Annotated in this window: 18 protein-coding genes; 13 read left to right on the top strand and 5 right to left on the bottom strand. The window is 67.8% G+C overall.

Going from position 1 to position 19,479, the window contains the following annotated elements; genetic code table 11:
• Positions 1-22: 22 nt before the first annotated feature.
• The 4 genes from kdpB (at position 23) to C3492_RS26420 (ending at position 4,770) form a co-directional block, all read left to right on the top strand.
• Positions 23-2,125, top strand: a complete 2,103-nt coding sequence (gene kdpB / locus C3492_RS26435; RefSeq protein WP_103814827.1) for a potassium-transporting ATPase subunit KdpB — start codon at positions 23-25, stop codon at positions 2,123-2,125.
• A 5-nt stretch (positions 2,126-2,130) separates the two neighbouring features.
• Complete coding sequence (locus C3492_RS26430) at positions 2,131-2,763, top strand: potassium-transporting ATPase subunit C (protein WP_103814825.1); 633 nt, start codon at positions 2,131-2,133, stop codon at positions 2,761-2,763.
• Between the two features lie 241 nt (positions 2,764-3,004).
• The gene (locus C3492_RS26425) at positions 3,005-3,979 is read left to right on the top strand and encodes an ATP-binding cassette domain-containing protein (RefSeq protein WP_103814695.1); all 975 of its coding nucleotides are present in this window, start codon (positions 3,005-3,007) and stop codon (positions 3,977-3,979) included.
• Complete coding sequence (locus C3492_RS26420; protein WP_103814694.1) at positions 3,976-4,770, top strand: ABC transporter permease; 795 nt, start codon at positions 3,976-3,978, stop codon at positions 4,768-4,770. The genes C3492_RS26425 and C3492_RS26420 overlap by 4 nt, the downstream gene beginning before the upstream one ends.
• 37 nt (positions 4,771-4,807) lie before the next feature.
• Here the strand turns inward: C3492_RS26420 and C3492_RS26415 are convergent, their stop codons facing one another.
• Complete coding sequence (locus tag C3492_RS26415) at positions 4,808-8,044, bottom strand: BTAD domain-containing putative transcriptional regulator (RefSeq protein ID WP_103814692.1); 3,237 nt, start codon at positions 8,042-8,044, stop codon at positions 4,808-4,810.
• A 221-nt stretch (positions 8,045-8,265) separates the two neighbouring features.
• Between C3492_RS26415 and C3492_RS26410 the strand changes: the two genes are divergently transcribed.
• Positions 8,266-9,009 carry a DUF6531 domain-containing protein gene (locus C3492_RS26410; RefSeq protein WP_258055895.1) on the top strand — a complete coding sequence of 248 codons (744 nt, stop codon included), beginning with the start codon at positions 8,266-8,268 and terminating at the stop codon, positions 9,007-9,009.
• A 63-nt stretch (positions 9,010-9,072) separates the two neighbouring features.
• On the opposite strand, the gene C3492_RS26405 is transcribed toward C3492_RS26410, so the two are convergent.
• Positions 9,073-9,543 (bottom strand): ArsI/CadI family heavy metal resistance metalloenzyme, encoded by a 471-nt coding sequence (locus tag C3492_RS26405; RefSeq protein ID WP_103814690.1) that lies wholly within the window; start codon positions 9,541-9,543, stop codon positions 9,073-9,075.
• Between the two features lie 80 nt (positions 9,544-9,623).
• Here C3492_RS26405 and C3492_RS26400 point away from each other — a divergent pair, with 80 nt between their 5' ends.
• From C3492_RS26400 to C3492_RS44240, 6 genes are all read left to right on the top strand, one after another.
• Positions 9,624-10,004: a helix-turn-helix transcriptional regulator gene (locus tag C3492_RS26400; RefSeq protein WP_103814688.1), complete on the top strand. Its 381-nt coding sequence runs from the start codon at positions 9,624-9,626 to the stop codon at positions 10,002-10,004.
• A gap of 35 nt (positions 10,005-10,039) precedes the next feature.
• Positions 10,040-10,747 (top strand): aquaporin, encoded by a 708-nt coding sequence (locus C3492_RS26395; protein ID WP_374938376.1) that lies wholly within the window; start codon positions 10,040-10,042, stop codon positions 10,745-10,747.
• A 25-nt stretch (positions 10,748-10,772) separates the two neighbouring features.
• Positions 10,773-11,189, top strand: coding sequence for an arsenate reductase ArsC (locus tag C3492_RS26390; protein WP_103814684.1), 417 nt, complete (start codon positions 10,773-10,775; stop codon positions 11,187-11,189).
• A 2-nt stretch (positions 11,190-11,191) separates the two neighbouring features.
• Entirely contained in the window at positions 11,192-11,698 is a 507-nt protein-coding gene (locus tag C3492_RS26385) for a GNAT family N-acetyltransferase (RefSeq protein ID WP_103814683.1), read from the top strand.
• Positions 11,699-11,930: 232 nt separating this feature from the next.
• Positions 11,931-12,131 (top strand): hypothetical protein, encoded by a 201-nt coding sequence (locus C3492_RS26380; protein WP_103814681.1) that lies wholly within the window; start codon positions 11,931-11,933, stop codon positions 12,129-12,131.
• Positions 12,132-12,789: 658 nt separating this feature from the next.
• Positions 12,790-13,368, top strand: a complete 579-nt coding sequence (locus tag C3492_RS44240; RefSeq protein ID WP_146075716.1) for a hypothetical protein — start codon at positions 12,790-12,792, stop codon at positions 13,366-13,368.
• A gap of 211 nt (positions 13,369-13,579) precedes the next feature.
• On the opposite strand, the gene C3492_RS26370 is transcribed toward C3492_RS44240, so the two are convergent.
• From C3492_RS26370 to C3492_RS44015, 3 genes are all read right to left on the bottom strand, one after another.
• The gene (locus C3492_RS26370) at positions 13,580-13,900 is read right to left on the bottom strand and encodes an RNA-binding protein (protein ID WP_103814678.1); all 321 of its coding nucleotides are present in this window, start codon (positions 13,898-13,900) and stop codon (positions 13,580-13,582) included.
• 42 nt (positions 13,901-13,942) lie between these two features.
• Positions 13,943-14,742, bottom strand: a protein-coding gene (locus tag C3492_RS26365; protein ID WP_181140564.1) for an IS5 family transposase whose coding sequence is annotated in 2 segments (ribosomal slippage) — positions 13,943-14,397 and positions 14,397-14,742 — 801 coding nt in all. Because the reading frame shifts where the segments join, the coding sequence is not laid out codon by codon here.
• Positions 14,743-15,200: 458 nt separating this feature from the next.
• Positions 15,201-16,385, bottom strand: a complete 1,185-nt coding sequence (locus C3492_RS44015; RefSeq protein ID WP_107500677.1) for an XRE family transcriptional regulator — start codon at positions 16,383-16,385, stop codon at positions 15,201-15,203.
• A 1,022-nt stretch (positions 16,386-17,407) separates the two neighbouring features.
• Between C3492_RS44015 and C3492_RS46035 the strand changes: the two genes are divergently transcribed.
• Entirely contained in the window at positions 17,408-17,770 is a 363-nt protein-coding gene (locus C3492_RS46035) for a hypothetical protein (protein ID WP_258055893.1), read from the top strand.
• Positions 17,771-17,860: 90 nt separating this feature from the next.
• Positions 17,861-19,264, top strand: a complete 1,404-nt coding sequence (locus C3492_RS26350) for a VanZ family protein (RefSeq protein WP_103814675.1) — start codon at positions 17,861-17,863, stop codon at positions 19,262-19,264.
• The last annotated feature ends 215 nt before the right edge of the window (positions 19,265-19,479 follow it).

Below are 19,479 nucleotides of genomic sequence, written 5' to 3'. Positions count from 1 at the left end.
CACAGAGAAGCCAGAGGACTCCATGTCCACAGTCACACCCACCCGGGCGCCGCACAGCGACGTGCCGAGCGCGCACGGGCCCACGGAGGGCCGTGTCGGAGCGGGTCTGTTCGACCCCGAGCAGCTGGTCAGGTCCCTGCCGGAGGCGTTCCGCAAGCTGGACCCGCGGGTGATGGTCAAGTCGCCCGTGATGTTCGTGGTGTGGATCGGCTCGGTGCTGACCACCGCCTTCTCCTTCCAGGACCCGGGCGACTGGTTCGGCTGGACCATCAGCGCCTGGCTGTGGCTGACCGTGCTCTTCGCCAACCTGGCGGAGGCGGTCGCCGAGGGCCGCGGCAAGGCGCAGGCCGACACCCTGCGCAAGGCCAAGACGGACACGGTCGCGCGGCGCCTGCTCAAGGACGGATCGGAAGAGCGGGTGCCGGGCACCGACCTCAGGATCGGTGACCTGGTGGTCTGCGAGGCCGGTGACGTGATCCCCGGCGACGGCGATGTCGTCGAGGGCGTGGCGTCGGTGGACGAGTCGGCGATCACCGGCGAGTCCGCGCCCGTCATCCGCGAGTCCGGCGGCGACCGCAGCGCCGTCACGGGCGGTACGAAGGTGCTGTCCGACCGGATCGTCATCAGGATCACGACGAAGCCGGGCGAGACCTTCATCGACCGGATGATCGGCTTGGTGGAGGGCGCGGCCCGGCAGAAGACACCGAACGAGATCGCGCTGAACATCCTGCTGGCGTCGCTGACCATCGTCTTCCTGCTGGCCTGCGCCACGCTGCCGCCGTTCGCCACGTACGCGGGCACGCACCTGACCATGGTCGTGCTGGTCGCCCTGCTCGTCTGCCTGATCCCGACCACCATCGGCGCCCTGCTCTCCGCGATCGGCATCGCGGGCATGGACCGGCTGGTGCAGCGCAACGTGCTGGCAATGTCGGGCCGTGCGGTCGAGGCCGCCGGTGACGTCTCCACCCTGCTGCTGGACAAGACCGGCACGATCACCCTCGGCAACCGCCAGGCCGCCGCGTTCCTGCCGGTGCGCGGGACGACGGAGGCGGAGGTCGCCGACGCGGCCCAGCTGTCGTCGCTGGCCGACGAGACGCCCGAGGGCCGCTCGGTCGTCGTCCTGGCGAAGGAGAGGTACGGGCTGCGCGAGCGGCACCAGGGCGAGCTGGCCGGCGCGCAGTGGGTCGAGTTCACCGCCCAGACCCGCATGTCGGGTGTGGACGTCGACGGCCGGAAGGTCCGCAAGGGTGCCACGGCCTCGGTCATCGCCTGGGTCGAGGAGCAGGGCGGCACGGTCGCCGAGGACGCCGGGGCGACGGCCGAGCGGATCTCCGCGGCGGGCGGGACCCCGCTGCTGGTCGCCGTGCAGGACGACAACGGCGCCCGTGTGCTCGGCGTCATCCACCTCAAGGACGTCGTCAAGCACGGCATGCGGGAACGGTTCGCGGAACTGCGCCGCATGGGCATCAAGACCGTCATGATCACGGGCGACAACCCGCTGACCGCCAAGGCCATCGCGGCGGAGGCGGGCGTGGACGACTTCCTCGCCGAGGCCACCCCCGAGGACAAGATGGCCCTCATCAAGCGGGAGCAGGCCGGCGGCAAGCTGGTCGCGATGACCGGCGACGGCACGAACGACGCGCCGGCCCTCGCCCAGGCCGACGTCGGCGTGGCGATGAACACCGGTACGTCGGCCGCGAAGGAGGCCGGCAACATGGTCGACCTCGACTCCGACCCGACCAAACTCATCGAGATCGTCGAGATCGGCAAGCAGCTCCTCATCACCCGGGGCGCGCTGACCACGTTCTCCATCGCCAACGACGTGGCGAAGTACTTCGCGATCATCCCGGCGCTCTTCGCGGCGGTCTACCCGGGCCTGGACAAGCTCAACATCATGCGGCTGTCCTCGCCCGACTCCGCGATCCTGTCGGCCGTCGTCTTCAACGCGCTGATCATCATCGCGCTGGTCCCGCTGTCGCTGAGGGGCGTGCGGTACCGGCCGATGAGCGCGGACCGGATGCTCCGGCGCAACCTCGCCGTCTACGGCGTCGGCGGACTGATCGCACCCTTCGCCGGCATCAAGCTCATCGACCTGATCGTCTCCCTGATCCCCGGAATCCGGTGAAGGACATGAACCACCCCTTCGCGCACACCGCGCGGCTGCTCGGCGCGGGGCTGCGGGCCCTGCTGGTGCTGACCGTGCTCACGGGCGTCCTGTATCCGCTGGCGGTCACCGGTGTCGCCCAGGCGCTGTTCACGCACCAGGCGAACGGCTCCGAGACCAGGGCGGACGGCAAGGTCGTCGGCTCGTCCCTGATCGGCCAGCAGGGCTACAGCCTCAGGTACTTCCAGCCCCGCCCCGCCGATGGTCTCGGACAGAACTCGATCAACACGCGGTACAAGCTGATCCTCTCCGGCGCGACCAACCTCGCCGCGGACAGCAAGGTGCTCCTCAAGCAGGTCGAGGACGCCAAGGCCGCCGTGGTGCGGAACAACTCGGTCCCCGGCCATCCGGTCAAGCCCTCCCAGGTGCCCGCCGACGCAGTCACCTCCTCCGGCTCCGGCCTGGACCCGGACATCTCCCCGGCCTACGCCGAACTCCAGGTCCGCCGGGTCGCCGCCCGCAACCACCTGCCCGTGCCCCAGGTCCAGCAACTGGTCAAGGCCCACACGACCGGCCGTACCCTCGGCTTCATCGGGGAACCCCGGGTGAACGTCCTGGAACTGAACATCGCGCTGAAGCAGCTGATGGCGAAGAGCTGACGGGGGCGGCGATTCCGGGCAGCGTCGGAGCGGTGGCCTTGGAGCGGTGGCCTTGGGGGCGGTGGCTTTGGAGTGGTGGCTCTGGAAGCGGTGGCTCCGGAAGCGATGGCTCCGGAACGACGGTCCCGACCGATCGCCCGACCGCCGAACGACCCGCGGTTTCACCGCCCCGGCCCCGTCCCCGGGCCGCTGAAACCGCGTTGAAACCACGCTGAACCGCCCGGGCCGCACGCTCTGCGGCATGACGACAACGGACGCAGACGAACTCGCGATCGCGGCCACCGGGCTGCGCAAGTCCTACGGGGACAAGACAGTCCTCGACGGCATCGACATCCACGTGCCCGCCGGCACCGTCTTCTCCCTCCTCGGGCCCAACGGTGCCGGCAAGACCACGGCGGTCAGCATCCTGTCCACGCTGATCTCCGCCGACGACGGGCAGGCGCGGATCGCCGGGCACGATCTCGTGGCCGAGGCGCAGGCGGTGCGGGCCGCCATCGGTGTCACCGGTCAGTTCTCCGCCGTGGACGGGCTGATCACCGGTGAGGAGAACATGCTCCTGATGGCGGACCTGCACCACCTCTCCCGGAGCGAGGGACGGCGCGTCACCGCCGAGCTGCTGGAACGGTTCGACCTCACCGAGGCCGCGAAGAAGCCCGCCTCCACCTACTCCGGCGGCATGAAGCGCCGTCTCGACATCGCCATGACCCTGGTCGGCCGCCCGCGGATCATCTTCCTGGACGAGCCGACCACCGGCCTCGACCCGCGCTCCCGCCACACCATGTGGCAGATCATCCGCGAGCTGGTCTCCGGCGGCACGACCGTCTTCCTCACCACCCAGTACCTGGAGGAGGCCGACCAGCTGGCCGACCGCATCGCGGTGCTCAACGGGGGGAAGATCGTCGCCGACGGCAGCGCCGAGCAGCTCAAGCGGCTCGTCCCCGGCGGGCACGTGCGGCTGCGCTTCTCCGACCCGGTGGCGTACGAGCGGGCGGCCACCGCGCTGCGCGAGGCCACCCGCGACGACGAGGCGCTCACCCTGCAGATCCCCAGCGACGGAAGCCAGCGCGAGCTGCGCGCCATCCTCGACTGGCTCGACGCCGCCGGCATCGAGGCCGACGAGCTGTCCGTCCACACCCCGGACCTGGACGACGTGTTCTTCGCCCTCACCGCGAGCCCCGTACCTTCCCAGTCCACCGACAAGGAGACCGCCCGATGAGCGCCGCCGGCCACGCCCTCCGCGACAACCTCACCATGCTGCGGCGCAACCTGCTGCACGCCCGCCGCTACCCCTCCCTCACCCTGAACCTCCTGCTCACCCCGGTCATCCTGCTGCTGCTCTTCGTCTACGTCTTCGGTGACGTGATGAGCGCCGGCATCAACGGCGGACACGCGGACCGCGCCGACTACGTCGCCTATCTGGTCCCCGGCATCCTGCTGCTGACCGTGAGCATGACCTCGCTCGGTACCGCCGTGTCGGTGGCCACCGACATGACCGAGGGCATCATGGCCCGGTTCCGGACCATGGCCATCTCCCGCGCCTCCGTACTGATCGGCCACGTGCTCGGCAGCGTGATCCAGACGCTGATGGCCCTGGTGCTGCTGCTGGGCATCGGCCTGGCCATCGGCTTCCGGCCCGACGCGACACCGCTGGAGTGGATCGCGGCGGCCGGGCTGATGGCGCTGGTCAGCCTGGCGCTGACCTGGCTCGCGGTCGGCATCGGCCTGGTCAGCCCCAACGCGGAGGGGGCCAGCAACACCGGGACGCCTCTGGTGATGCTGCCGTTCCTTTCCAGCGCGTTCGTGCCGGTGGACGCCATGCCGGGCTGGTTCCGCTGGTTCGCCGAGTACCAGCCGTTCTCGCCGGCCATCGAGACCCTGCGCGGGCTGCTGCTCGGCAGCGGGATCGGCACGAAGAACGCGGTGCTCGCCGTCGCCTGGTGCTTGGGGCTGACCGTGCTGGGTCACCTGTGGTCCAAGGCGCAGTTCAACCGGGAGCCGCGGCGTTGACCCCGGCGGGGCTCAGCCGGCGTTCAGCCTCTCGGGATCACCCGGCGCTCAGCTCCCGCAGCGCCGCCGCCCGCAGCTCCTCCCGCCCCAGGGCGGCGTACCTCGACCTCGCGTCGGCGTACGCCGCCCTGTCGGCGTTCTCGGCGGCCTGCCGGGACCGGGCCGAGGACAGGGTCGGGAAGTCCCGCACCACCGGCATCCGCTCCGCCAGCGCCACCAGCCGTACGGCCGCCGTATCGCCCACGGCCAGCCCGGCGAGGCCGAGCGCCAGCAACACCGTGCCGTAGACCGGCAGTTCCACGGGGGAACCGGCGCCGGTCGCGGCGCCGGGGGAGTTGGAGGAGTCGGGGGAGCCGGAGGAGTCGATGCCGGACGAGCCCGCGATGCCGGCCGGGCCCTCGGTGCCGGACGAACTCCCGGTGCCCGACGCCCCGGACAGCATCCCGAGAAGCCGCTCCCTCAGCTGCCCGGCCAGCCCGGCCACCGGCTCCAGCCGGCCGTGCTGCGCGTGCGCCGCCAGCGCGGCCGACTGCACCTGGAGCGACCACGGATGCACGAACGGATCCCCCGCATGCAGCAGGCTGTCCTCCCGCACCCGCTCCACCGCCCGGCGCCACAGACCGAGCCCGACCTCCGTCAGCCCCCGGGCCAGCGCGATCTCCGCCCGGGCCAGGAGATCGGGCGTGTAGGTCTGCGGCGACTCCGGTGGCTGTTCCAGGGCCGCGAGCCCCAGCCAGTACTCCGCCTCGTCGACCTCCCCGCGCTGCAGACAGGCCAGCACCAGCCCCCAGCGCACGCCGACCGAGTCCGACCAGTCGCCGAACCGGTCGAGGGCGGCGAGCGCGGCGCGCAGATGGTCGTACGCCTCCGCGCCCCGCTCGGACTGCAGACACAGCTCGCTGATCCGGCCGTGACAGAGCAGCTGCATGGTGGGGTTGGCGAGCGGCTCCAGCGCGTCGAGCATCCGGCGGGCGTACCGCAGCGCGCGCTCCGTGTCGTGCGCCGCGTCCCACACGTAACTGGCGAAGCACGCCGCCACACCCGCCAGCAGGGGTTCCTCCGCGTCGCACAGATGCTCCAGCAACGCGTACTCCGGCGGGTGGATGTCCGGGACGGCGCACAGCACGACGGCCAGCGCCCGCAGCAGCGTGTCCGGCGGAGCGGGCGGCAGCCGGCGCAGCGTCACCAACGGCCGTACGGCGCGCGGGCCGTGGGCCATGAAGAGGCTGGCGGTGCACACGGCCGCCGCGGTGCGGGCCGGCTCGACGTCCTCGGGGCCGGGACGGAAGCGGGACAGCGGCCCGCTGGTGTCGGCGATGAGGGCGGTGAGCCGGGTGAAGTGGGAGTCGGTGGCCCACAGGGAGGCCAGTACGGCGGTGAGCGCGGCGGTGGTGGGCCCGTCGGACCGGGCCAGCGCGTGCCGCAGCGCGAGGACGAGGTTGTCCTGTTCGGCGCGGATGCGGTTCCAGGAGTGCGCCGGGTCGCTGCCGAACAGCACACCGTGGTGCTCGCGGCCGAAGTGCCGGGCCCAGTCCAGGAACCGGTCGGTCACCACCTCCTCCTCGCCCGCCTCCAGCCGCCGGGCGGCGCCGAACTCCCGCAGCGTCTCCAGCATGTGGAAACGCACCCCCGAAGGGCTGTCGTCCACCTTGATCAGGGACTGACCGGCAAACTGCTCCAGCAGGAACAGCGCGTCCCCCGTCCCACCGAGCAGGTACTCCGCCGCGTCCTCCGCGAAGCCGCCCGGGAACACCGACAGCGCGCGCAGCGCCGCCCGGCCGTCGGGCTCCAGCAGGTTCCAGCTCCACTCGACCACGGCGTGCAGCGTGCGGTGCCGCTCGGGCGTGTCACGGGCGCCGCCCCGCAGCAGCGCGAAACGGTCCCGGAGGCGGCGCGCGATGTCGGCGACGGAGAGCACCCGTACCCGGGCCGCGGCCAGTTCCACGGCGAGCGGCAGCCCGTCCAGGTGGCGGCAGATCTCGGCGACCCGGTCGGCGGGCAGGTCCACGCCGGGCCGGGCCGCCCGCGCCCGCTGCTCGAAGAGCTCGACCGCGGTGGCGAGGGACAGCTCCGGCAGGGCGTACACGGACTCCGAGGTCAGCCCCAGCGGGGCCCGGCTGGTCGCCAGGACCCGCAGCTCCTTGGACCGCGACACCAGTGCCCGCACGAGGTCGGCCACGCCGGCGATCACCTGCTCGCAGTTGTCCAGCACCAGCAGCGTGGGCCCCGTACCCAGCGCGCCGACGATGCCGCTCACCGCGTCGCCGCCCCCGGCGAACTGCCGGCCCTCGCCCGCGCCGACCGCCGAGGCCACCTCGGCGGCCACGTCGTCGTCGGCGGTGACACCGGCCAGGGGGACGAAGTGCACCACGGGCTGCTCGGCAGCCCGGCTCACCGCGTGGGACAGCCGGGTCTTACCCAGCCCGCCGGGGCCCACGACGGTGACCACCCGGGCCGCGCGCAGCAGCCCCGCCACGGCGGACATGTCGGCGTCCCGCCCCAGCAGCGGATTCGGTTCGTGCGGCACTCCCTGCCGGACCCGGGGCGCGTCCGTGCTGAGCAACTCCTGGTAGAGGGACCTGAGCCCGGGACCCGGATCGGCCCCCAACTCCTCGCGCAACGCCCGCCGATAAGCGTCGTACCGGGTCAGCGCGGCGGCCCGGCCCACGGTGTGCGCCTCGCACCGCAGCAGCTCCGCCAGCACCTCCTCGTCCCGCGGCAGCTCCCGGGCCAGCTCGGCCAGCGGCTCCGCGGCCTCCTCCCGCCGCCCCAGCCGGGCGAGCGCGAGCGCACGGGAGCGCACGAGCGAGCGGTGTGCCCGCAGCCGGTCGGTACGGAGCGCCACCACCGGATCGTGCAGGTCCTCGCCCGCCCCGGCCCCCACGCGCCCGTCCCACAGGGCCAAGCCCGCCTCGGCCTGCGCCAGGGCACCCGCGTGATCCCCCGCCCGCGCCCGCTCGGCGCTCGCCGCCTCGTGCAACAGCAGCGCGGAGCTGTCGACCTGCGCCTCGTCCAGCGCCAGCCGGTACCCCGTCGGTGTACTGACGACCAGCTCACCACCCACCTGCGCCCTGAGCCGCGACACCAGCACCTGCACCGCCTTGCCGGGCCGCTCCGGCAGCCCGTCCGGCCACAGCCCCTCCACCAGCCGCCCCGTGCTGCACCCGGCCCGCAGGTCCCCGGCGAGCAACGCCACCAGCCCACGCAGCCGGGGAGCGGTGATCTCCCGCCCACGACAGGCGACTTCGGACAGCAGAGCCAACTCGGTGGTCACGCCTGAAGACTAGCCATCCACCGCGGCGCCGGCGGAGCCGAAGGGGGCGACCCCTGCGGACGGCCGGGTGACGACCCGGGACGACGCGCCGGCCGGCCCTCGCCCGGTCGCCCAGACGCGGGCCTCACCGGCAAGCCGGACGCCGACCCGCCGCAGTTCCCGCACATCGCGCTGGGGCCCTCGGTCGGCGAGGCGGGTCCGCCGTCACCGAGGAGGACGGCATGATCTTCGGTGGCGCGCTGGGAGCGGGCGGCGGCCTGCTGAAGGCGAGCATGGAAGGCGGCCTCGCCGACACCACCCCGCTGCTGCTACGCCCGCCGTCGCTCCGGCCCGACCTGGTCGAGCTGGGCCCGGCCGCCCGCAACGCCGAGCGCACCCCGTGCGTGGGCGAGCCGATCGACGTGGCGACCGGCGCCATGCTGATGACCCAGACGGACCTGGCCCTGCCGGGCAGCCTGCCCTTTGAGTTCACCCGCACCCACCTGTCCTCCTACCGGGGCGGTGTCTGCTTCGGCCCGACGTGGATCTCCACCCTGGACGAGTGCCTCCAGATCGACGGTGAGGGCGTCGTCTTCGCCGCGGCTGACGGCATGCGCCTGGTGTATCCGGTGCCGCAGCCCGGCGTCCCGACGATGCCGGCCAAGGGCCCGCGCCGGCCCTTGGAGTGGGACGGCAAACCGGACGGCGCGATGACGGTCACCGACCCCTCGACCGGCGTGACCCGCACCTTCGCCGCCCCGGTCCCCTCCCCGTCCTTCGGTGTCTTCCACCTGGCCCTGGACTCCTGGAGCGACCGCAACGGCAACCGCATCGACGTCGAACGCGACGACGACGGCATCCCGTTCGGCATCCGCCACTCCGGCGGCTACTACGTCGCCGTCGACACCCAGCGCCCACGCATCACCGCCCTGCGCCTCCTGGACGAACCGCCCTCCCGCTGCCGCCCCTCGCCTGAACGGTGGTGACCGTCGCTGAATGAGACGGAAACTGAGACGGACGGGCGCGGGCTGACCAGGCCGTTCGGATCACTAGCCGCAGGCGCATCCGGCCGCTGCCGGGGTCTCCTCGGTGGCCTGGCTGGAGCAGCAGCCGTCACCGGTGCCGTCGGGGTCGGCGCTCTTGCCCAGGTTGTCGGCGTCGGCCTTCACGACGTAGACCTCCCAGGGCTCCTTGCCGGGGCCGTGGACCCACACCTTGTCCTGGAGGGCGTAGCAGCAGGAGGTGTCGTTCTCCTCGAAGGTAGCCAGGCCGGCGTCCTTGAGCCGGGTGGTGGCGGCGGTGACCTGGTCGGTGGACTCGACCTCGACGCCGAGGTGGTCCAGGCGGGTCTCCTCGCCGGACTCGCCCTCGATGAGTACGAGCTTGAGCGGGGGCTCGGTGATGGCGAAGTTGGCGTAGCCCTCGCGCCGCTTGGCCGGTTCGGTGCCGAACAGCTTCGAGTAGAAGGCGATCGACGCTTCCAGGTCACTGACGCGCAGGGCGAGCTGGGCACGGGACATGGCGTGACTCCCATCTGCTTGCATTGATGTCTGTCGATACAGAGCTTGCGGCTTGGATCGAGAATCGTCAACATAGAGGAATGTCGAAGCAAGAATGGGTGGTGCTCGGTCAGGACGATCAGTCCGCTGCCTGCTGCCCGGGGCTGGTGAGCGCCCCCTTGGGTGAGGACCAGGCGACCGAGCTGGCGAAGATCTTCAAGGCACTGGGCGACCCGGTGCGCCTGCGCCTGCTGTCACTGATCGCGTCGCGAGCTGGTGGCGAAGTGTGCGTGTGTGACCTGACCCCCGCGTTCGAGCTGTCCCAGCCGACGATCTCGCATCACCTCAAGCTGCTCCGACAGGCGGGCCTGATCGACTGCGAGCGTCGAGGTACCTGGGTCCACTACTGGGTGCTGCCTGGCACCCTGGACCGGCTCGCCGCGTTCCTCACTACGGCGCAGAAGGCCGAGGCGACCGCGTGAGCGGATCATTGGGGCGCCGTGCCCTCGCTGAAGCCGTGGGGTCGGCTGCCCTCGTCGCCGTGGTGGTCGGCTCCGGTATCCAGGCCACGGAGCTGACCCATGACGTCGGCGTGCAGCTCCTCGCCAACTCGCTGGCAACCGTGTTCGGGCTGGGTGTGCTCATCGCGCTGTTCGGGCCGGTCTCCGGCGCGCACTTCAACCCGGTCGTCACGCTCGCGGCCTGGTTCACCGGCCGGCGCGCCCCTGACGGCCTGACCCTCCGGGACGCGGCCGCCTACATCTCCGCCCAGACGGCCGGGGCGATCGGCGGGACCGTCCTGGCTGATGCCATGTTCGCCAAGCCCTTGGTGCAGTGGTCCAGCCATGACCGCTCCGCCGGTCACCTGTGGCTCGGCGAGCTGGTCGCCACCGCCGGTCTCGTCCTGCTGATCTTCGGCCTCGGGCGTACCGGTCGCGCCCACCTTGCTCCGGTGGCTGTGGCGTCCTACATCGGCGCGGCGTACTGGTTCACGTCGTCCACGTCGTTCGCCAACCCCGCAGTCACCGTCGGCCGCGCCTTCACCGACACCTTCGCCGGTATCGCGCCCGCCTCGGTCGGTCCGTTCATCGCGGCCCAAGTCGCCGGGGCCGTGGTCGGCCTTCGCCTGGTGGCCGTGATGTTCGCGCAGCCCGTACCGACGCCGATCGCATCCGTCCCCGCACAGGCCGAACCCGAACTCGCCGCTCGCTCCTCCAGCCTCTGACCCGCCGCCCGGAAAGACACCCACTATGCCCTCTCCCTCTGAGCGACCGTCTGTCTTGTTCGTCTGCGTCCACAACGCCGGGCGCTCGCAGATGGCGGCCGCCTTGCTCACCCACCTGGCAGGGGACCGCGTCGAGGTGCGTTCCGCAGGCTCCGCCCCTGCCGACACCGTGAACCCGGCCGTCGTCGAAGCCATGGCAGAGCTGGACATCGACATCTCGGCCGAGGTGCCCAAGGTGCTCACAGCGGAGGCGGTCAAGGCGTCCGACGTCGTGATCACAATGGGCTGCGGTGACACCTGCCCCGTCTTCCCCGGCAAGCGCTACCTCGACTGGGAACTCCCCGACCCGGCCGGCCAGGGAGTCGAAGCGGTTCGCCCGATCCGCGACCAGATCGAGAAGCGCATCCGCGGCCTGGTCGACGAGATCACTTCGGCGAGCTGATCATGGATACGACCGCCGAGTACCGCATTACTGCGATGGACGCGGAGCATGCCCGCCAGGTCCTGACGATCTACCAACTCGGCATCGACGAAGGCAACGCCACCTTCGAGACCACCGCCCCGACATGGGAAGAGTTCGACGCCGCGAAGCTCCCGGAACACCGATACGTCGCCCTCGACGACTCGGGCAGGGTTTGGGGCTGGGTCGCCGCAGTGCCAGTCTCGGACCGATGCGCGTACGCCGGCGTCGTCGAACACTCGGTGTATGTCCACCCCGAAGCCCGCGGCCGAAGGGTGGGCTCAACCCTCCTACGGGCCCTGATCGGATCGACCGAGGCAGCGGGCATCTGGACGATCCAATCCGGCATCTTCCCCGAGAACACCGGCAGTCTCGCTCTGCATCAGCGGGCCGGGTTCCGCGTCATCGGCACTCGCGAACGCATCGGCCGGCACCACGGCGTATGGCGCGACGTCGTCTTGGTCGAACGCCGCAGTCCTCTCGTTGCGTAGGGCGAACGCATATTGACAAGTCAGGCCCCGGAGCACTCTGGGGCCTGACTTGTTCGATCGAACCACCTGCGTCGGCCATGCTTCGTGTTCTGGCTCGCTGACGACGGCTGCGGCTCGTCTTGTCACTGTCGGTCAGCCTTGCTGGGCCTCGGACGGCCCAGCCATCGTCAAGCAGTGTGTTCCCACGGAGGCGGGGAAGGAGGCAGAGCGGGAGGGAGGACAGGAGAGAACCGTGACCGTCCTCGCGATCTTTCTCCTCATTATCGGAACACTCCTGGTCCTGATTGGGGCTCTTCTGATCCTTATCGGGACGCTTCTGATCGCTGTCGGGGTGGCCTTGATCCTTGCGGGGGCGGCCCTGATCGCCGTGGGCACTTTCTTGCTGATCCGTAGGCTTCTCGGCCGTGATCGAGGACGAGCTCACTCCTGGTGAACCCGAGGACAACCCCTCAGCACAACCATCTCAGAGTCGGACGGTGGATCATGGCTGAGTGAAGGCAGCGGGGACCGGCCAGTAGCTGTTTGTGTCGGCGACTGGTGTCAGGCCCACCGACGAGCTTGACGCTTGGCTGCGCAAGGCTCGGTCCTCTGTGGTGCTTCGTTGCTTAGGTCCGAACACGTCGGCGTTCGGTTTTCGGGCCGGAGCCGAAGGCCGTATTGGCCCGGTGCGGTCGGCGATGGGTGGCTGCTGCGGGCAGGCGGGTTCTTGAGCTGACTGGCGTGGACCAGGTCCTAGCCATCCACGGGACCGTTGCGGAGGCCGTGGCGGCGGTCGAGGGCGAGCGGTTGCTGTACTCCGCTGCTGTACATACGTCAGAGGCCCATTCACGATCACGTGGATGGGCCTCTCACCAGCGTCGGGGTGGCGGGATTTGAACCCACGACCTCTTCGTCCCGAAGCAACTCGCCGCAGCGCTCCATCTTGGGGTGGGGTACCTGTCACCAGCAGCGATAGTCCGCAGGCGTCCGCGCTCGTCCGCCGCTGTCCGTCGACGTTGTCACGCAGTTAGACACTCACCTGAGGCTGGCGGATCTCCCTCTCCTACCCTGACGGCGTGACTTGATCTGCTACTCGACATCATGATGATCCGGTGTCTGCTGAAACGACGTTCAACTTGATCAGCGTTGGGCTTTCGGCTCTAGGGCTGATCAATGCTGCCGACGGCTTTCGCCGAACGTTCAAGCATGTCGCTGCGCCTGGCGATCCGTTCTTCAGGCGTGTGCTCGCGACTGAGGTTGCGATGGTTGCTCGTTGGCGTTCTGGCCTTACCCGTGCCGTTCGCCGCGCATTTCGACGGCCCGCTCCGACCATCACGGCCACCCTCGGTACAGCGCTGTCCGTGGAGGCCGCGATGAGTGCCCGTGGTCTCGTTCAGTTCGGGCCCTTACCAGACGTAACGCAGGAGCCGGCAGCCTTCACGGCGGAGGTTGAGCGTCGGTTGAACCGCGTCTACCGGTTGGCTCAGGACGTGCAACATGACCTCAGGCAGGAGGAGCAGATCCGAGATATGGGAGATCAACGAGTTGCTACGGACCTAGGAGCGCAGATCTCAGCACTCGATGAAGAGGCGAAGCGCGATGCCCTCGAAGGCCTACGCGAACAGGTGCTCGGTTGGTTCCTGGTTGCTGTCGGGCTCATAGCTCAGGTTGCGGCCCTCCTCGCCTCGTGAACCCGGATCTTGACATCGCGGTCGGCGGAGTCTCAATGTGCGAGCCAAGCGCTGCCAAGGGCGATCAGTAGCCGGTCTACTGATCACCGCTCTCGCTGACCAGCGGCACTGACAAAGCCCACGGCTCTCACCAGCTCAGGTGCCGTGGGCTTCTGTCGTTGTCGGTCGACGTCGGGCGGCCTTGGACGGCCCAGAGACGGCCCCGCGAAGATCACTCGTCGGCTGTCCGCCACTCATCGAGCCGGACCTTGACCTGGTGGTTGTGGGCGGCGTGCCAGAGGACCTCCCCACTGACGGAGACCCCGAGGGCGGCCGGGAGGTCCATCCCGTGCGGCATGGCCGTGATCTCCGCCAGCGCTATGGCGTTCGGCATCCCGTCTATACGTATGAAGACCCCGAAGCGCTGACGACCGATGACCTCGCCGGTGATCCCGGTTCCTACAGGCAGGGCCGCGACGGTTGCCGCCCAGTTCGACCGGACCGCGTCAGCGGCCGGCACTTCAGGGCCCGTGGGCAAGGCGTACTCATCCATCGGTAGATCATGACGCCCTGGGACCGGTGCTTAGACGTCATCTCATTTGGTGAGTCTGCGGTAGCAGATGAGGGTGCAGGCGATGGCGGTGAAGGCCAGGAAGTGCTCGGCCTTGCGTTCGTAGCGGCGGTGCAGACGACGGCAGCCGGCGAGCCAGGACATGGTGCGTTCGATGGTCCACCGGTGGCGGCCCAGCCGCTGCGAGGACTCGATTCCCTTGCGGGCGATGCGGTGGGTGATCCGGCGCTGCCGTAACCATCGCCGCAGGTGGTCGTAGTCGTATCCCTTGTCGGCGTGGAGCTTGCCCGGCTTGCGCCGTCGTCGGCCGCGGCGAGAGCGGATCGGCGGTATGCCTTTCACCAGCGGGATCAGGGCCTGGCTGTCGTGCAGGTTCGCCCCCGAGATCCCGACGGACAAGGGCAGACCGGTCCGCTCGGTGATCAAGTGGATCTTCGACCCGTACTTGCCCCGGTCGACAGGATTCGGGCCCGTCAGGCCCCCCTTTTCAGGGCCCGCATGTTCACCGAGTCGATCGCACAGCGGGACCAGTCGAGCTCGCCGCGGGAGCCGAGTTCGTCCAGGATCAGGCGATGAAGCTTGGCCCACACCCTGGCCTTCGTCCACTCTGCGAAGCGTCGATGGGCCGTGGCACCCGATGGCCCGAACGACACCGACGGCAACTGCTGCCACGTGCAGCCAGACGTGGCCACGAACACGATCGCGGCCAGCACCTCCCGGTCACCGTGCCGACGACGGCCACCACCTTGAGGCCGCACCGGCGCCTCCGGCACCACTCGCTGGAACAACTCCCACAACTCGTCCAGCACCAGCCGCTCAACGATCCCCACCACGGCCGACAGCCTACCCGGGGCTGCCAAATGAGATGACGTCTTAGAAGATGCGGGCACGCCCCTTGTGGGCTGGGTCGATGGCGCCCTGCCGACACCGTGCCCGGCTGTCGAACGCCGCTGCCGTCCGCTGTCGTTGCCGTCAGCGCTGCCGTCACTGCCGTCGGCCGCAGAGTCAGGAGTTCGATCTCCCCTCGGCCTGATCGGGGCTCGCCCAGCGACCCGGTGCCATATGTGGCTGCTGGGTGCCGCCACCGTCCGGGGCTGTTGATGTCAGCGGAACAGCTCCGGGACCAGGTATGCCCCAGCAACTCTACGGGCCGGCCTGCCCGAGGCCACCAGACATGCAAGGTGGCACGTCGTCAAAGCGTCCAGCGGGTTCGCGGGCCGCCAACCATAAGCCATCGGGCTCACCATGGATGACTACACTTGGCGACAGGCCGGGCGTCGATTTACCACTGATCCCACGCATCGGGATCAACCAGGGCCTGCCGCAATTCCTTAATTACCTTATCCGCGTCGACATGCCTGTTTTGAGCCTTCAGGATTCGCAGTTTCTCCAAATTGGCCGCATGTGACGCATTTTTGGTGCGCAATTCGACGCTCAACTGCTCAAGAGCTGCAGCTGGATTGCCTGAGTGGTGCAGCACTCTCGCTCTTTCGATTACGGCGAAAATGTTGCCTTCATTTGCTTCGCTTTCGAGTGCTTCCGCAGCCTCTTCGAGCTTTCCTTGGAGGGCCAAACTGATTCCAAGGTAGTATGGAACCTCCCAGTAGTATGCCCTCGTCACGTTTGGGTAAGGCTGAAAGGATCGGCCAATCAATTCGGCTTCGGAATACAAGCCTTCGTTGATCAAGGCTTCCATCAAGGAGGCTGCGTAGGTGTTGTCGTTAGGCGCCGCCTTGTGTGCCCGACGAAAATGGCGGAGAACCTCACTCTCATCGGCGCCTAGGTCAGAAATATAAAGCGCTAGTCTCCAGTGATAAAGGCCATTCTCTGGATCGAGTCGGACGGCTTCTCTTCCGAAGCGCACGGCCGCACTAAAATCCTCCGAGTCTGCGTAAAGGTCGGCAAAGAAGGCGGCAACATGAGGGTCCCTAACCTCACGCCCCATGCGCGCTTCGACGAAATCATCCAAACCGCTGTCTGGATCGGGCAAGGAGAGTTGGATCTGAACATAGAGCATGTCGAGCGGACTGCAATATCGACCGGATTCTTTCTCCATTTCGGATCGAAGGAACGACAGGGCCTCATCTTTTTGGCCCTTCTGGAAGAGGGCCTCAGCGACTTCGTAGGCTGCGTATGAGCGCACCCATACATGTGAACGGTCGCCAGCGGGGCTGTAGTGGCTGCGAGGCGCTTCGTTTCTGTTGTCTACGCTGTGTTTGGACGCATTCTCGAATTGCCGAGCTTTCTTCCAAAGGCGGTTCACTTCGGCGAGGTCGCCACCTAGCGCTTCCGCTATTACCTCTACCGGCCCCCATCGTCCTGCCTTGCGTCCAGTCAGCAGTTGGTGCACGGCCGTGTGGCTGACAGCAAAGCCGGTCATCTTTGCGATCTCTCGAGTGCTCGGTTCGCCAGCTTCCAAGCGCAGCTGCCTCAAATGGGCAGCCATGAGGGAGATCGGATTGTCCATCGATGCACCTTTTGTTTGGATTTTTGCGTAACCGTTTGTAAGAGTTTACATGCGCCTGTAAACCTTGGCGGCAACTTTTGTCAGTCCTTGGAAGGTCTTGTTGCGGTGCTGTCAGGGGTGCCATTTACACGGTGACGCTTTATTTATGAGTGAGCGAGATTGTTGTGAGCACTGCGTGTCCGTTCGGGAGGAAAAGGGGGTGAAGTGGAAAGCAATTTGTTCTGCGCTCGCGGACGTGGCAACCATGGCGAACGCGATCGGAGCGCTGGCTGAACGGATCCATTCGTTGGTTTCGTGGCTACACTGATCCGCTGCACAATAAGGTCGGCGTAGCGGCTTTGGGCTGGAGCTGCTTTGGCGCGAGTGATCATGGCCCCGTAAGCTTTCGGCGCGTCGGGCAGTCTGTGGACCTGCCCGGTAAAGCACGACGTTGGGGCCATGATCTTCGAGGCTCGCGCCAAAGTGGCTGCCTAAAGCCGTGGAGCCGACCGGCCTCAGCCACCGAGGGTTTTCCTACCTCCGCCCGCGCCCGCGCCGTGCGCGGGCCTTGAACCAGTAGAGAAAGTTTGAATCATGCTCGGGCTGCTGATGGTCAGGGCTTGATCAAGTTCCGCAGGGTTCCGGGTTGTCGGTGATGCCCAGGAACGGGCCACCTCGTGATCATTGGGATTCTGACATCACGATGATCACGGAGCCCCTGTCTGCCCTTCTCTGCACCCCAGCCGGTCACTACCCAACCAGCCGCACAACCCTGGAACTTGCAACCGCCCTGTCGGCCGCCTCCTGGTCGTTACCGAGATCGGTGCTGATCCAGTCAACTGTGGCGCGGTAGCGGCACCGTGTGTCTTAAAAAGATCTTCAAAGGTATGTGCGTTCCGTGATCAAGTACTCACAACATCAACCACCTGCGCCAGCCTCTTAGCACAAACAGGAGGGTGGCATGGGCACTACACCTAGGAGATCGAATGCGCGGCAAAGCCAATTCCACTCTCATCGCCCTTGCCATCGCAGCAGGATCTGTCATGTTCAGCACGCCGGCCGCGTCGGCCGCGGCGGCCTCCTTCTACTGCGACAGCTCTGGCTACACCGCCCTCAATGTGCCCATGCAGCGGTGCACCTCGCTGTCCAACGGCGTTCTGTACGTTCTCCAGGCTTCCAACGGCAACGTCACCACCGGGTACGACAAGACGGGCGGATCTGCTATATCCGCCCAGCTCGGTTACTCGCGCGGGGGGACCAGCCACTACGCCGGTGCCATCTCCATCAGTTCGGGCCAGAACAAGAGCCACACGTGGTCGCTGTCGGAGAGCTCCTACTGCACGAGCACCATCGGCCTGCTTACCTACTCCGGCGGCACGTACCAGACGCCTTCCTCGCACTGCTGAACCACAGCCCCAAAGGCCCCGTCTACCAAGGCGGGGCCTTCCCTCTCTCGGCCCTGCTCTCCTCGACATGACCACGCAAGGAACCGCGCCGTGTTTTCCGCCATCTTTCAACACCATGTCGGCTATCTGGCCATCTGCACATTGATCGGCCTCATCCTCGGCGGCGCATCATGGACGCTCGTCCGCAAGCGGGGAAACCCTCACGGGGCGTGGTGGTCCGGGCTCGCCTTCACTCTCACCGGCGTGCTCGGCGTCACTTTCATGGGCGGTGGCTCGGCCAGCGGCGTGTGCGTCCTCAACCATCAACTCGCCGAGCCCTTCCACACCACTCAAGGGTTGTGGAATCTCGCCATGATGGTGCCCGTTGGCGCCTTCGCACTACTGGCCATCCGCCGCCCGCTGCCTGTCCTCGTCGGCGTCATCGCGCTGCCCCTGACCATCGAGTTTACTCAGGCCACCGTCAACGGCCTTGGGCGCGTGTGTGACAGCTCGGACGCCCAGATGAACATCATCGGCGGGTTGATCGGGCTCACCGTTGTCGCGGTTGTGCTCGCAATCCGCCACTCGCTCGCCTGGCAGGCGGGCATCAAGGGCGCCCTAATCACTTTCGCGGCGCTGCTCCTCCTGAGCTTGGGGGTGGCGCGTCCAATACTCGACTTCACGAACGTGGATGGCAGCAGCCTCGCGGGCGCAAGTGCCGACCAGAGGCGGGCGGTTGAGGCTGCTGTCAAGGAGGCGTTCGGTGACCGCTACAAGATAGGCCAGCAGTACGAGCAGCCGTGCGTGGGCGCCTCTTGCACCAACATCATCTTCAACCTGCACAGCCGCGAAGAGGGGCACTCCAAAGACTTCGGTACCGGCAGCCTTTCCTGGCCGGACAAAAAGCACCTGAACGTACTGCTGGAGAACAGCGACCGCCCCACCATCATGGGATACTCAGTGGGGGGCGCGAAATCACCCTCTACCGGTACAGCAGCCTCTCGAATTGCGAAGTCGTACGCCCAGCGAAAGTATCCGTGGGCGCTGGGTGCGACCATGAGCGAAACGTCCGCTGTGGGCGCAAAGGCCGAACTTGGCTGGATCACGAGCTGGAGATGGACACACAATGACGTTCTGATGCCCAGGATGCTGGACGTCCAGGTAGACAGGGCCGGGCATGTATCTCAGATTGACGTCACCCTTGGTCCGACGCGTGTAAAACTTCCCGAAGCCAAGCTTGACGCCGTGCAGGCCGAGAAGGAAGTGGACAAGGCGGTAGCGGTACAACTGCAGGCCAATGGAAACACTGGCGCAGAATTCCACACCAAAGCATTCACCGTAAAGGCGGTCGAGCGAGACGGTAATTGGCGACCGAATTGGCTTGTGAACGTGACATGGCCCAGTGACGGACAAAGCGATGATCCGCAGGAGCAGGCACCGGTTGATACGTACCGCGTGGACGCCCTGACTGGGCAGGTGTACGACGCAGCTGGGCAGACCCTCAGAACCAACTGACACCCATCGCCGGCGTGGTTCGATTCCCTGGGCCACAGCTCCACAGGGCGGTTCAAGTTCCAGTGTTGTGGGGCTGGTTGGGGAGTGACCGGTTGGTTGGCAGAGAAGGGCAGGTAGGGGCTTCGTGATCATTGTGGTTTCTGGAGCCCGGTGATCACGTGGTAGCCCGTGCCTGTCACAACAACCTGGAAACCCACGAGACTTGATCAAGCCCT

This window comes from Streptomyces sp. Ru62, from assembly GCF_002920615.1.
In the GTDB taxonomy this organism is placed as follows: domain Bacteria; phylum Actinomycetota; class Actinomycetes; order Streptomycetales; family Streptomycetaceae; genus Streptomyces.
This window is presented reverse-complemented; position numbering and strand designations above follow the sequence as displayed.

What these genes read in the sequence shown, in the direction of transcription:
- C3492_RS26400 (WP_103814688.1), top strand. Translation starts at nt 9,624, where the DNA reads ATGTCGAAGCAAGAATGGGTGGTGCTCGGTCAGGACGATCAGTCCGCT.
- kdpB (WP_103814827.1), top strand. Translation starts at nt 23, where the DNA reads ATGTCCACAGTCACACCCACCCGGGCGCCGCACAGCGACGTGCCGAGC.
- C3492_RS44015 (WP_107500677.1), bottom strand. Translation starts at nt 16,385, where the DNA reads ATGGACAATCCGATCTCCCTCATGGCTGCCCATTTGAGGCAGCTGCGC.
- C3492_RS26430 (WP_103814825.1), top strand. Translation starts at nt 2,131, where the DNA reads ATGAACCACCCCTTCGCGCACACCGCGCGGCTGCTCGGCGCGGGGCTG.
- C3492_RS26405 (WP_103814690.1), bottom strand. Translation starts at nt 9,543, where the DNA reads ATGTCCCGTGCCCAGCTCGCCCTGCGCGTCAGTGACCTGGAAGCGTCG.
- C3492_RS46035 (WP_258055893.1), top strand. Translation starts at nt 17,408, where the DNA reads ATGTTCAGCACGCCGGCCGCGTCGGCCGCGGCGGCCTCCTTCTACTGC.
- C3492_RS26385 (WP_103814683.1), top strand. Translation starts at nt 11,192, where the DNA reads ATGGATACGACCGCCGAGTACCGCATTACTGCGATGGACGCGGAGCAT.
- C3492_RS26425 (WP_103814695.1), top strand. Translation starts at nt 3,005, where the DNA reads ATGACGACAACGGACGCAGACGAACTCGCGATCGCGGCCACCGGGCTG.
- C3492_RS26370 (WP_103814678.1), bottom strand. Translation starts at nt 13,900, where the DNA reads ATGGATGAGTACGCCTTGCCCACGGGCCCTGAAGTGCCGGCCGCTGAC.
- C3492_RS26410 (WP_258055895.1), top strand. Translation starts at nt 8,266, where the DNA reads ATGATCTTCGGTGGCGCGCTGGGAGCGGGCGGCGGCCTGCTGAAGGCG.
- C3492_RS26420 (WP_103814694.1), top strand. Translation starts at nt 3,976, where the DNA reads ATGAGCGCCGCCGGCCACGCCCTCCGCGACAACCTCACCATGCTGCGG.
- C3492_RS26390 (WP_103814684.1), top strand. Translation starts at nt 10,773, where the DNA reads ATGCCCTCTCCCTCTGAGCGACCGTCTGTCTTGTTCGTCTGCGTCCAC.